Genomic DNA, 12879 nt, shown 5'->3' with positions numbered 1-12879 from the left:
TCGAGCAGGCACTCAGGTTTCGTCCAGCGAACACGATCCCCATGGACAGGATGGAGCGGCAGGATGGACGGTGCGGTGGGGCCCGAGCGGCCTGGCCGACCACGACGACGGACAACCCACCGCGGGTGCTCCGGCAGGAAAGGACGACGACCATGAACGAAGCGGATCACAACGGCACCGAGGGTACCGGCGGGCAGCACGGGGAGACGCCTCCCGTCCCCCCGCGTCCTGAGACCCCGCCGACGTCCGCCCGATCGTCCGAGCCGCTCTCGGCCAGCCGGGAGCCGTACCCCCGCTGGAACGAGACCCAGTCCCTGCCGCGCACGGATGCCTCAAAACCGGCCATGGATGCGCCGGAAACGGGCGCACCCGTCGCGGACTCCTCCCACCAGGCACACCATCACGACGCCGGCCCGGCGAGGAAGCGCCGCACCGTCGGCGTCGGTGCCCTCGTCGCCGGCATGTTGCTGGCCGGCCTGGCCGGTGGCGGCGTGGCCGTCGGCGTCAACGCGGCCACGGACGACAACACCGGCTCGGCCGGCACGGGCTCTGTCCAGGAGCAGGGCCACGGCCTGGACATCAACCGCTCGGAGGACGCCACCGCCGTCACAGCCGCGGCCGCCAAGGCGGCCCCGTCCGTGGTGACCCTCTCCGTCTCGGCTGGTCAGGCGTCCGGGTCGGGTTCGGGGGTCATCCTCGATAACGAAGGGCACATTCTCACCAACACCCACGTCGTGACGCTGGGCGGACAGGCCGGAGATGCCGACATCACCGTCCAGACCGCCGACGGGGCCGTGCACACTGCCAGCATCGTCGGGACCGACCCAGAGTCCGACCTCGCCGTCGTCAAGGTCGAGGCTGAGGGGCTCACGCCCATCGAGAAGGGGCAGTCGTCCGAGTTGAACGTGGGCGATTCCGCCATCGCCATCGGTGCCCCCCTGGGACTGTCCGGCACCGTCACGGACGGGATCGTCTCCAAGCTGAACCGCACGATCTCGGTCTCCTCCTCGGCCGTGCCCGAGGACAGCGGGGAGGGCGGCAGCCAGGACGCTCCCGAGTTCGAGATCCCCGGGTTCCCCGCCCCCGAGCAGCAGCAACAGCAGGCCCAGGGATCGATCTACATCAATGTCATCCAGACCGACGCCGCCATCAACCCCGGCAACTCCGGCGGCGCGCTCGTGGACGCCCAGGGCCGGCTGATCGGCGTCAACGTGGCGATCGCCTCCGCTGCCGGGTCCTCCGCCTCCGACTCTTCCGGCAACATCGGGGTGGGCTTCTCCATCCCCGTCGACTACGCCCAGCGCGTGGCCCAGGACATCATCGAGAACGGAGAGGCCACCCACGGCTTCCTCGGCGTCTCCGTGACGCCCCAGCCCGCCACCCCGGCCGGGTCCGAGCCGAGTGCCGAGGCCAGTGGCGCCGGTACCAGTGAGCAGAACGCCCTGGCCTCCGGTGGGTTCAGCGCCGGGGCCCGCGTGGTCGAGGTGGTCCCGGACTCTCCGGCCGCTGAGGCCGGGATCGAGGAGGGTGACGTCATCACCGGCGTCGGCGACCGGCCCATCGCGGACAGCGAGTCGCTGACCGCCGTGGTGCGTGAGTATCCCGAGGGCGGCACGGCCACGGTGCACTTCACGCGGGACGGCGAGGAACAGTCCGCAGAGGTCACGTTCGTCTCGGATGGTAACCAGGGCTAGCGCCAGAGGGCACCATGGAGGACATGACGCCGCTGACGATGCCTCTCAAGACGCCTGCCGAACTGGCTGCCGACCACGGATGGACGAAGGTCCTGGCCTTCGGCGCCCACCCCGATGACCTGGACTTCGGAGCCGCCGCGACGGTCGCCGGGCTGACGCGGGCCGGCGTCGAGGTGACCTACGTGGTGATGACGGACGGGGACGCGGGAGGCTTCGAGGCCGAGAACCAGCACACCATGACGGAACGCCGGCACCGGGAGCAGCGGGAGGCCGCTGCCCATCTGGGCGTGCAGGACGTGGAGTACCTGGGGGAGCGGGACGGCTACCTGGAGGCCTCGCACGCCGTGATGGCCAAGGTGGTGGAGGCGATGCGCCGCCACCGGCCGGACGCGGTGTTCACCATGTCCCCCGAACGGGACTGGGACCGCCTGCAGCGGTCCCATCCCGACCACCTCGCCGCCGGTGAGGCGGTCGTCCGTGCGAGCTACCCGGCGGTGGAGAATCCCTTCGCCTATCCGGAGCTGGCCGCGCGGGGGCTGGAGGCGTTCCACCTCAAGTGGCTCGTGGTGTACTGCCACCCGGCGGCCCGGTCCAATCTCGCCGTGGACGTGACCGGGTTCGAACAGGACAAGCTGGCCGCCCTGCGGTTCCATGCCTCGCAGCACCCGGACGTTGCGGCGATGGAGGCCTTCGTCCTGGACGGTATGGAGCAGCTGCACCGGGACTGGCTCGCCGCAGCGGGCTCCGCTGCCGCGGGCGGGACGGCGGACTCGAGCGTCCCTGCCGAGACGGTGTCCGTGCCGGACCACCCCACCTCGAGCACCACCGCTGTCACGGCCGACGGTCGCCGCCGGTTCGTGGAGACCTTCCAACTGGTCAGCGTCAACGACCCCACCACGATCAGCGGGTTCTAAGCGAGGGTCAGCCCTCGGCACCTTCGTCGCTACTGGCACCTTCGGCGCCCTCCTCGGACGGGGTCGGCGTGCTGTTCGGATGACCGCCGTAGATCGGCCCCTGTGTCACCTGGTGGACGAGGTCGACGTTGCCCAGCGAGGCCGACGTCGGAGTCTCCGAGCCGCCCTCCGGCTCAAGGGTGACCACCAGTTCGCGGAACCGCTCGACGCCGCGGAAGGTCACCGGGTCCTCGAGGTCCTCGAGCGTGTGGGTGCCCAGGCTGTGAGGTGCCGAGCCGTCGATGGGGAAGAGCCACAGCTGGAACACGTTGCCCTCGCCCGGGGACGGCATGCCGGCGAAGGTCACGTACGCGAGGTCGTGCTCCTTGGAGACGTGCCCCTGCATGGAACCGCCGTCTGCGAGCGTGACCTGCCGGGTGGTGAAGGAATCCTCGGCGCCGTCCACCGCCGAGACGATGTCCGGCCCCACGATCAGCCGCACGATGGTCCAGACGCCCAAGACCAGGATCAACAGCCCGGCGACCACGAGCATCCACTTCTTCACGGGGCGCTTGCGCGTCCCCCCTGGGTCGGGTGACTCGGAGGGCCCCAGTCCGTCCACGAGTCCCATGCCGACGTCCTGCGCCGGCAGCCGGTGCAGCAACTCGTCGAGCAGTTCCGAAGGCGGTTCGTGCGCCAGCCCGCGGAACGCCCACGTGACGGTGCGGCGGGCTCCCTCGATCCGGGCACGCCACATGGTCGTGAACTCGGGGCCCTGGCGGGACAGGAAGCGGTTCAGCTCCTCGCGTTCGGGTTCCGCCACGGCATCGAGGGCCACCAGATCAGCCCACTCCTTGGCCAGGCCGTTCTCCAGGTCCTGGCTCAGGTTCAGGGTGAAGTTGCGCGTGGTGCCGGTGCGGGCCGCGATCTCCGGGGTGACCGCACGGTGCAGCACCGGATCGTCCTCAGTGGAGCGTCCGAGGAACTTCTCCTGGTAGCGCTTGGAGACGCGCTGGACGGCGTCCCGCAGCCGGGACTTCACGGTGGGCACGGCGATGCCGAGTTCCTCGGCCACCTGGCGGTAGGTCCGGCCCCCGGCCCAGGCCAGGTCCAGCGCCTCGAACTGGGCCGGCGTCAGTACGGACAGCACCGTGGTGGGCTGGCGGTGGCCGCCCTCGGCAGCTCCGGCGCCGTCCGGCAGGAGCCCCGCACCGTATTCGGGCAGGGAATCCTCACGCAACAACTGCGTCATGGTGTCGTGCGCCAGGACCTCGAGCCAGCACAGGACCGAGCGGTGGCGGGCGCGGACGGAATCATCGTCGAACCGCTCGTGCGGGGCGGCGTCCCAGACCCGGACATAGGTCAGCACCGTGGCCTCGTCGGCGTCGGCCTCGGAGGTGAAGATGGAGGACGCGAGTCCGTAGACCCAGGGGGCGGTGGCATCGTAGAACGCGGAGAAGGAGGCCTGGTCGCCCTCGCCGGCCAGTCGCAGCAGGTCATCGAGGCCGGGGAGGCCGAGATCCGTCGCTGTGGTCGAGGTCGCCGATGAGGCAGGTTCGTCTTCCGGGGCAGTCGGACGATCGGGGAGACCGGGAGCGTTCTTCTTCATGGTGCTTCCAGCATAGGAACGCCGGGCCACCCCGCCTTGACGCCACGCGGACCGTGACCGGTCCGCAATGCGGGGATCGGCAAGGATCAGCTGGCATCAGGGGGAAATCAGCGGGGATCAGCGACAGCCGGCACGGCAACTGTGCGGGGTTGGCTCACCGATCAGGCTGTTATGTCGCTCAGGCGGAGCCCGCGAAGCCGTGCTGGCGCCAGGCCTCGTAGATCGCGATCGAGGCGGAGTTGGCCAGGTTCAAGGACCGCCGGGAAGGCTGCATCGGCAGCCGTACGCGGGAGGTGACCCGAGGATCGCTCAGGACCTCGGCCGGCAGGCCCGTGGATTCGCGGCCGAACATCAGGACGTCACCGGGAGCGTAGTCGATGTCCGTGAACAGTCGCTCGCCACCGGACGTGAAGGCGAAGACCCGGGCCGGCAGCAGGGCCGCCAGCGCCGTGTCCAGGTCCGGGTGCACGGTCATCACGGCGAGGTCGTGGTAGTCCAGGCCTGCGCGGCGGAGCTTGGTGTCGGAGAAGTCGAAGCCGACCGGTTCCACCAGATGCAGCTCTGCCCCGGTGATGGCCGCCAGCCGGATCACGTTGCCGGTGTTGCCCGGAATCTCCGGGGAGTGCAGGAGGATCCTGAACCCCGGGGTGCCGGGGGCCGGTGCCCTCGGGGCCTCCAGGTGCGGGTTGGTCGGAACGGCGTCGGGCGTCGAGGCCCGGCGGAGTACGGGTTCGGGGGAGTCGGAAGGCACCCGGCCATAGTAATGCGACCGCGGGGCGCCGGGCCCCGGTGGAGCAGGCCCCGCGCTGGGAACAGTCCCTTCGGGGACTCGACGGCTCAGTACATCGCGCCGAGCAGTCGGGCCAGGAGCCGGCGGTCCACGGTGCCGGACAACGGGCCGGTGCCGAGGAACATCTTCACGTCGCGGCCGAACTGCAGCGCGTTGGCCGGCGGGTCCGTGAGGAATCCCGCGTCCGAGTCCAGCACTGAGCGGGTGCGCTCCAGCTGGATGACGGGGGCGTGCGGATTCTCGTCCGGACCGAGGACCAGGATGAACCCGCCGATGCTGCAGTCTGGGAAGGCCCGCTGGAGGGCGACCATCGCCGGGGCCAGGGACGGCGGTGAGAGGCGCCGGTCGCCGCGCCACATCTCCGCCCCGTCCCACCGGTAGACCCCTTCGGGGACCTGCATCGAGCCGATCACCGCCAGTCGGTCCCCGCACAGCACCACGTGGTCGATGGCCCCTGAGTTGAGCCGTCCGAAGGTCAGGTGCAGGCCGGTGACGAGGCGGCTGGCCGGCAGCGATCCGAGCACATGGTTCTGCAGCGTGCGGATGGTGCGTGCCTCGCGCACGAGCCGATGGCCGGCCGGCAGGATGCCACGCTTGCGGGGTGCCCCGTGGATCTGCTGGGAGCTGCGGGACAGGTCCAGCACCATCTCGTCCTCCAGCGGCGGCACATAGGTGATGGTCCCGGCACCGCTGCGGTCTCCTCCACCACCCCGGCCCGTGGACCGGCCGCGCCCGGACCGGGTGGAGAAGGCGGGGCCCGACGCCGGCCCGGCCGTCCGCGCTCCCGCGCCGGACCGCGGTGGAACAGTGGACCCGGTCCGGCCGCGCGGAGTCCCCTGCCGGCCTTGACCGCCCTGACCGCCCTGACCGTCTGGGCGGCTGTGACCGCCCTGTCGGCCCGGCCGCGACGACCCGCCTCCGGCGCTGAAACCGCGATCGTACTCGCGCCGGGACTCAGGGGTGCCGACCAGTTCCCAGGCGTAGCTGACCAGACGGAACTCGGCCGCGTCCCCGCCGTAGTCCGGATGGGTGCGGCGGGCCGCGCGCCGCCAGGCGGCCTTGAGGGTGGCGGTGTCCGCGTCGAAGGCGACGCTGAGGACCTCGTAGGCCGAGCGGCCCCCGAAATCTGCGGGAGTCACGGTGCCGTCACCCGGTACCGCAGGAACAACGCCCCGTCCTCCTCGAGCATGCCCACCAGGTCCATTCGGGAGGGGCGGGCCAGGTCCGCACCTGCGATGATCCGGCCTCCCGCACCACCGGCGAGCAGCGGCGAGAGGGACAGGCACAGCTCGTCGGCCAACCCGGCGGCCGTGAAGGCCCCGAGCAGTGTGGGCCCGCCCTCCGAGTGCACGAGCCGATGGCCGCGTTCGGCCAGCACGGCGCGGATCCGGGCCGGTTCGGCCTGGTGCGTCCCGCAGTCCACGATGTCGGCGACCTCGCCGAGCGCGGCCCTCCGGCCGGCGTCGGCCCCGGTGGTGGTGAGGACGAGTGGCCGGACCGGTGGCGAGGTGAAGAAGGTGCTCTCCGGGTCCAGGTCGAGGGATCCGGACACCAGGGCGACCGCAGGGTGGGAGGGCAGCCCACGGGACTCGCGCCAGGCCCGATCCTCCGCGGAGACCAGGTCGCCGCCGTAGCCCTCGGCGCGCACGGTCCCGGCACCCACGAGGATGACGTCCGCGGGGCGGCGGAGCAGGGCGAAGAGCCGCTGGTCGGCCGGAGTTCCGAGACCGTCGGAGCGCCCGCGGACGGTGGCCGCGCCGTCCGCGGAGGACACGAAGTTGAAGCGCACCCACAGTCCGTCCCGCGAGAGGTCCCCGCGGCGCTGATCCGGGCCGGGAGGGGCGTAGAAGGCCACCAGGTCGTCGTCGGTCAGGTCCGCGGTGAGGGTCGGACTGGCCAGTCCCGAGGGGTAGGGGTGGACGAGTGCTCTCATGGGTTGACTCCTTCGGTCACGGGGGAGGCCGGCTCGTGGCCGTCCCAGTGGGCGGCATCCCCGGGTCCCGCCGAGCGGTCGGCATCCCGGTTGAGCCCGTGCATGTTGTGCTCCAGTCGGTGCGGTTCGCGCCAGCCCATGATGGCCTCGGTCATCCGGATCGCCGAGACCGACGGCCCCACCTGGTGCATGCGCAGCACGCGGGCACCGTTCAGGACGCACATCTGGGCCGCCGCCAGGGACCCGGCCAGCCGGGCCGATTTGTGCTGGTCCAGGGTCTCGCCGATGAAGTCCTTGTTGGACACCGCCGCCAGGGCGGGGAATCCGAGGGTGGTGAAGGCATCGAAGCGCCGGGTGATCTCCAGGGAGTGCCGTGTGTTCTTGTTCAGGTCGTGTCCCGGGTCCACGATGATCTTCTCCTCCGGGACCCCGAGGGAGACGGCCAGATCGATCCGCCGCAGCAGGTACTCGCGGATCTCGGTCACCACATCGTCGTAGCGCGGCGACGGCACCGGGGTGCGTGGCGTGGCGAGGGAGTGGGTGATCACCAGGTGGGCGCCGCCGGTGGCCACCACCCGGCCGAGATCGTGGTGGAACATCCCGGTGGTGTCATTGACGACGTCGGCCCCGGCCGCGATGGCACGCTCGGCCACCAGGGGCTGGAAGGTGTCCGCGGAGAGGATCGCGGTGGCGGCGGGACCGCCGCCGGACCGCAGGGCGGCGATCACCGGCACCACGCGCTCGGCTTCTTCGGCCGGGGGCAGCTCCGGTCCGGGGGAGAAGGGGACCCCGCCGACGTCGACCCAGTCCGCGCCGTCCTCGGCCGCCTGCCGGGCGGCACGCACCGCGGCGTCCAGGGCGAAGGTCGCGCCGTCGTCGTAGAAGGAGTCCGGCGTGCGGTTGACCACGGCCATGAGCAGGATGCGCGAGCGAAAGTCCACGGTGCGGTGCGCGAAGCGCTGGACCGGGTGTCTGAACTCCGGCTCGACCATGGGCATCGGCGGCGTGCTCCTCAGTGGCTGGTGGGGGGTGTGTTTCCGTGGGCTTGGCTGGGCTTAAGTGGGCTTCGGCGTGCTTCTGCTGGTGTCGATTCGCTGCGGGCCAGTGCGGGCCAGTGCGGGCCGGCGTGGCTCGGTGCAGAGTACCGTCCGTGCCATTCTGGCAGGATACCGGTGGCGCGCCGGGAAACCGGCCGTCATGCCAGGCCCAGAGGCCGGAACCGAGGTGGCACGATAAGGACCATGCGCCGCAGACCCCGCCCCCGGCCCGATGCGCCCGAACCCGCCGTCCTCGATCCGTCCGAGGGCGCCTGGGTGGCCGCCATGCTGAAGGCCGGGACCGCGGGTCTCGGCGTCGAGTCCTGGAACGGGCACGTCGCCACGATCGTCCCGGTGGGGAACCCGGCGCCGTACGAGGCCATCGCGCGGATCTTCCACCCGGTGCCGTGGCACCACCGGGATTGGGACGAGGACGCGGCCGCGCGGCTGCGCGAGTTCGGCCTGGTGCAGGAGGAGCACGCGGACTTCCGTGATGCGCCCTCGTCCGCGGACCGCACGCTCCACGCCTACGGCACCACGACCTGGGGCCACGTCGCTGCGGACCGCGGCACCGTGTTCCACGCTGGCGCGCAGTGGGCGGACCTGGCGCGGGGGAAGGGGTTGGAGGAGGCGAAGGAGAACGACTCCGTGCGCTCCACGCGGGAGGCGCGACTGGAGTACGGCCCGCCGGAACAGGGTCACCTCCCCTCGCCGGCCATGGCGACACTGGCCGAGGTGCTCCTAGAACACACGGAGACTCCGCAGCACCTGGTGCTGGGACTGTGGCCCGGCCGCGGCTGGATGGATGGCGGCAGTGTCATGTTCGGCCCGGGCGTGCTGGAGGCCACCGGCGGGAAGGCGTCCTCCGTCCAGATGCCGCCGGCCTTCGGGCCGAGGACCACCCGCATCATTCGCCGTGGCTCCGGGCTGCTGGACGTCGGTGACGGATTCCGGGAGTACCTGCTGCTGTCCGACGACGGCACCCGACTGCGTCACCCCGTCTGGGCGCGGGCCGCCCACCCCCTGTTGCCGGAGGCGGAGGCCACGGAGGAGCAGTCACCGAACCTCGCCTGGCCGCGGGACCGGGCCTGGGCGCTGGCCAGCGAGATCGATGTCGACTCCACCCTGGTGGCCGGCTCCACCGAGCTGATCCGGGCCATCTGCACCCACCCCGGACTGGAGGCTGCCGTGGTGCGGCCGGAGACAGACCTCACCGCGTTCGCGGACACGGTCAACCACCGGGACCCCAGCGCATGAGCCGTCACCACCTCCTGCTGTGCATCAATCCCGCCTCCGGGGCCGGCCGGGGTGCCGACGCGGGGGCCGAGGCCGCGGCCCGCCTGCGCAGTGGCGGGGCCGATGTCGAGATCCTGGCGGTGCCCGGCGAGGACGGGACGCCTCCCGTCCGGCGCTACTCCGAGGCCCTCGCCGCGCGACTGGCACGGACCGCGGGGACGGGACCGGACGCTGTCGTGGTGGTGGGCGGCGACGGGATGCTGCATGCCACGGCGAACGTGCTGGCGGGTACCGAGATGCCGGTGGGCCTGGTCCCCGCCGGGACCGGGAACGATCTGGCCCGGGCCCTGGGGCTGGCGGACTCCGGAGTGGCGGGCGCCGTCGATCGGATCCTCTCTGGCCTGGACCGGCCGCCGCGACGCATCGACCTGGCCCGGGTGGACCTGGCCCCGCTGCCGGCAGCGTTGCCCGCGGGGCCGGACTTCGCCGGGACGGTGGACGACGGCCCCGTGGCAGGTGCGCCGCCGGAGCGGGAGCGCCGGTATGTGGTCTCCGGGGTGAACGTGGCCTTCGACGCCGCGGTGAACGCCACCGCCAACCGGATGCGCTGGCCCCGCGGTGGCCTGCGGTATGTGGCTGCCGTCCTGGTGGATTTGCTGCGGTTCCGGCCGGTGGACCTGAGGATCCGACTCGATGGACCGGACGGGCCGGATGCGCCGGATGGCCGGTCCGGGCAAAACGACCGGGTCCTGACCGGTCCCACGTTCCTGCTGGCCGTGATGAACGGGCGGTTCATCGGGGGCGGTATGGAGGTCACCCCCGGGACGCGGATCGACGACGGAGTGCTGGAAGTCTTCCGCGTCACGCCCCTGAGCCCGGTGCGTTTCCTGCGGGTCTTCCCGAGGGTCTTCGCTGGACGCCACACGGACCTGCCGGAGGTGGAGATCCGGGAGGCGAGCTCGGTGCGGATCGAGAGCGTCACCGCGGTGGGGCATCCGGTTCCGCCTGGGCCGCCGTCCTGGCGGAGCGCTGGTCCGGTCCTGCACGGGGACGGTGAGCCGTTGGGGATGTTGCCGGCCACGATCACCGTGGAACAAGGCCAGCTCACCCTGCTGGATGATGGTCGTCGCCCCTGACTCCTACACTGGAGGGCATGACCACTTCCGCCTCCCGGACCCGCGTCTACCTTGACCACGCCGCCACCACAGCACTCCGCCCGGTGGCGTTGGAGGCGTTCACGGCCAGTGCCCGGACGCTCGGGAACCAATCCTCACTGCACCAGTCCGGCCGCGGGGCCAAGCTCCGGGTCGAGACGGCACGGGATGCGCTCGCGGCCACCCTGGGCGCGCACCCTAGCGAGATCATCTTCACCTCCGGAGGCACTGAGTCGGACAACCTGGCGCTCAAGGGACTGTACTGGGCACGCCGGGACCGTGCCCGCGCGGCGGGAGCACCGGAATGTCATCGCATCGTGCTCACGGGACTGGAGCACCACGCCGTCCTGGACGCGGCCAAGTGGCTGGAGACCCATGAGGGGGCCCGGCTGGACTTCGTCCCGGTCCTCGCGGACGGGCGGGTGGACCTGGACGCTTGGCGGGCCGCACTGGCCCGGGACCCCGAGACCATCGCCGTGGCCACGCTGATGTGGGCCAACAATGAGATCGGCACCATCCAGCCGATCGCCGCGGCGGCCGCCCTGGCGGCGGATCACGGGGTGCCCTTCCACACCGACGCCGTCCAGGCCTTCGGGGCCGTGCCCCTCGACTTCCAGGCCTCCGGCGCCACCACGATGGCGGTGACCGGTCACAAGATCGGCGCGCCGGTCGGCGTCGGGGCCCTGCTGGTGCGGCGGGATGCCGCTCTCACTCCGGTACTCCACGGCGGTGGCCAGGAGCGTGACATCCGCTCCGGGACCATCCCGGCCGCCCTCATCGAGGCCTTCGCCGCCGCTGCCACCGAGGCCCATGCCCACCTGTCTGCCGAGCGGGAGCGCGTCGGTGGCCTGCGGGAACAGTTGATCAAGGGGATCCGCGAGCTGGTGCCCGAGGCGCGGCTGACGGGCGCGGAGGACCTCGACCCCCTCACCGGGGAGAGGCTGCCAGCAGGCACCCGCCGTCTGCCGGGCAACGTCCACTTCGTCTTCCCGGGTTGCGAGGGTGATTCCATCCTGTTCGGCTTGGACATGGTCGGCGTGGAGGCCTCCACCGGTTCGGCCTGTTCAGCCGGTGTGCCCCGCCCCTCGCACGTGCTGATCGCGCTGGGCATCGAGGAGGAGCTGGCTCGGTGCGTGCAGCGATTCAGCCTCGGGCATACATCCGGGCCCGCCGACGTTGAGCAGGTGTTGTCCGTGTTGCCGGACGTCCACGCCTCGGCCCTGCGTGCCGGCCTGTCCGGACATGACTCCAGGATCAAGACCGCGAACAGCCAGCGCTGACGGGAAACACAGTAGAAACCGCAGTACACCGAAGGGAAACCACGAACATGAAGGTCCTCGCCGCCATGAGCGGGGGAGTCGACTCCGCCGTTGCCGCCGCCCGCGCCGTGGACGCCGGCCACGAGGTGGTCGGGGTGCACCTCGCACTGTCCCGCATGCCCGGGACCCTGCGGACCGGCTCCCGTGGCTGCTGCACCATCGAGGACTCCAGCGATGCCTGGCGCGCCTGCGAGAAGCTCGGCATCCCGTTCTACACGTGGGACTTCTCCGAGCGGTTCAAGGAGGACGTGGTGGACGACTTCGTGGCCGAGTACGCCGCGGGCCGCACCCCGAACCCGTGCATGCGCTGCAATGAGCGGATCAAGTTCGCCGCCCTGTTGGAGAAGGCACTCGCCCTGGGCTTCGACGCCGTGTGCACCGGGCACTACGCCACCGTCCTCCGCAACGAGGCGGGCAGCCTCGAACTGCACCGCGCCGCCGACTGGGCCAAGGACCAGTCCTACGTCCTCGGCGTGCTGACCGCTGAGCAGCTCGAGCACTCCATGTTCCCGCTCGCCGAGACCCCGTCCAAGGACCTGGTCCGAGCGGAGGCGGCCGAGCGCGGACTGTCCGTGGCCGCCAAGCCGGACTCCCATGACATCTGCTTCATCCCGGACGGGGACACCCGGGGGTGGCTGAACGAGCGCATCGAGATGACCGAGGGAGACATTCTGGACACGGAGGGCAACCGCCTCGGCTCCCATCCCGGCGCGCAGGCCTTCACCGTGGGCCAGCGCAAGGGGCTGAGCATCGGCCGTCCCGCCCCGGACGGCCGGCCCCGCTTCGTCCTCGAGGTCCGACCCAAGGACAACACCGTCGTCGTCGGGTCCAAGGAGATGCTCGCCGTGGATCGTGTCACGGGCATCCGCCCCTCCTGGGCCGGGGCGCCGCTGGCAGAGGAGGCCACCGGTGAGTGGTTCGACTGTCACCTGCAGGTCCGGGCGCACGGGGACCCGGTGCCCGCGCGCGCCCGGGTGGAGCGCCCTGGGCGTGCGGACACCGCGCCGGACAGCCTGGTTGCTGACGGGCCAGTCAGTGACGGGGTTTTGGACGCTGCGTCTCAGACCCACGACGCCGGCACCTGGGTCATCGAACTCTTCGAACCACTCGCGGGGGTCGCGCCCGGCCAGACAGCCGTGCTGTACCAGGGCACGCGCGTGCTGGGCCAGTCCACGATCGACGCCGCCTTCAACGCCGCCCGGGTGGCCTGACGG

The 12879-nt window shown here is 71.5% G+C and carries 11 protein-coding genes; 6 read left to right on the top strand and 5 right to left on the bottom strand.

The annotated features are described in order from the left end of the window. Positions 1–152 precede the first annotated feature (152 nt). Positions 153–1694 (top strand): S1C family serine protease, encoded by a 1542-nt coding sequence (locus C8E99_RS06495; protein ID WP_115931603.1) that lies wholly within the window; start codon positions 153–155, stop codon positions 1692–1694. 23 nt (positions 1695–1717) lie between these two features. Continuing rightward, on the top strand, positions 1718–2608 hold the full coding sequence (locus C8E99_RS06490; RefSeq protein ID WP_425452865.1) for a PIG-L deacetylase family protein: 891 nt from the start codon (positions 1718–1720) through the stop codon (positions 2606–2608). 7 nt (positions 2609–2615) lie between these two features. Here C8E99_RS06490 and C8E99_RS06485 read toward each other — a convergent pair whose 3' ends face one another. From C8E99_RS06485 to folP, 5 genes are all read right to left on the bottom strand, one after another. Beyond that, complete coding sequence (locus C8E99_RS06485) at positions 2616–4196, bottom strand: anti-sigma factor domain-containing protein (RefSeq protein WP_115931602.1); 1581 nt, start codon at positions 4194–4196, stop codon at positions 2616–2618. A gap of 178 nt (positions 4197–4374) precedes the next feature. Continuing rightward, entirely contained in the window at positions 4375–4875 is a 501-nt protein-coding gene (locus C8E99_RS06480) for a tRNA (cytidine(34)-2'-O)-methyltransferase (protein ID WP_115933276.1), read from the bottom strand. 158 nt (positions 4876–5033) lie between these two features. Beyond that, the gene (locus C8E99_RS06475; RefSeq protein WP_115931601.1) at positions 5034–6125 is read right to left on the bottom strand and encodes a DnaJ domain-containing protein; all 1092 of its coding nucleotides are present in this window, start codon (positions 6123–6125) and stop codon (positions 5034–5036) included. Next, positions 6122–6919: a pyrimidine reductase family protein gene (locus tag C8E99_RS06470; RefSeq protein WP_115931600.1), complete on the bottom strand. Its 798-nt coding sequence runs from the start codon at positions 6917–6919 to the stop codon at positions 6122–6124. Before C8E99_RS06470 ends, C8E99_RS06475 begins: the two co-directional genes overlap by 4 nt. Then, positions 6916–7917, bottom strand: a complete 1002-nt coding sequence (folP, locus tag C8E99_RS06465; protein ID WP_115931599.1) for a dihydropteroate synthase — start codon at positions 7915–7917, stop codon at positions 6916–6918. Before folP ends, C8E99_RS06470 begins: the two co-directional genes overlap by 4 nt. A 243-nt stretch (positions 7918–8160) precedes the next feature. On the opposite strand from folP, the gene C8E99_RS06460 reads away from it, so the two are divergent. Genes C8E99_RS06460 through mnmA form a run of 4 tightly spaced genes read left to right on the top strand, consistent with a single transcriptional unit; the run spans position 8161 to position 12876 of the window. After that, a complete protein-coding gene (locus tag C8E99_RS06460) occupies positions 8161–9213 on the top strand; it encodes a hypothetical protein (protein ID WP_115931598.1) in 1053 nt (350 codons plus the stop codon). After that, complete coding sequence (locus C8E99_RS06455) at positions 9210–10328, top strand: diacylglycerol/lipid kinase family protein (RefSeq protein ID WP_115931597.1); 1119 nt, start codon at positions 9210–9212, stop codon at positions 10326–10328. Before C8E99_RS06460 ends, C8E99_RS06455 begins: the two co-directional genes overlap by 4 nt. 17 nt (positions 10329–10345) lie before the next feature. Further along, entirely contained in the window at positions 10346–11626 is a 1281-nt protein-coding gene (locus C8E99_RS06450) for a cysteine desulfurase family protein (protein WP_115931596.1), read from the top strand. 47 nt (positions 11627–11673) lie between these two features. Next, positions 11674–12876: a tRNA 2-thiouridine(34) synthase MnmA gene (mnmA, locus tag C8E99_RS06445; RefSeq protein WP_115931595.1), complete on the top strand. Its 1203-nt coding sequence runs from the start codon at positions 11674–11676 to the stop codon at positions 12874–12876. The last annotated feature ends 3 nt before the right edge of the window (positions 12877–12879 follow it).

This window comes from Citricoccus muralis (genome assembly GCF_003386075.1).
Classification (GTDB): domain Bacteria; phylum Actinomycetota; class Actinomycetes; order Actinomycetales; family Micrococcaceae; genus Citricoccus; species Citricoccus muralis.
Note: the sequence above shows the minus strand (reverse complement) of the source record. Positions and strands in the feature narration are given on the sequence as shown.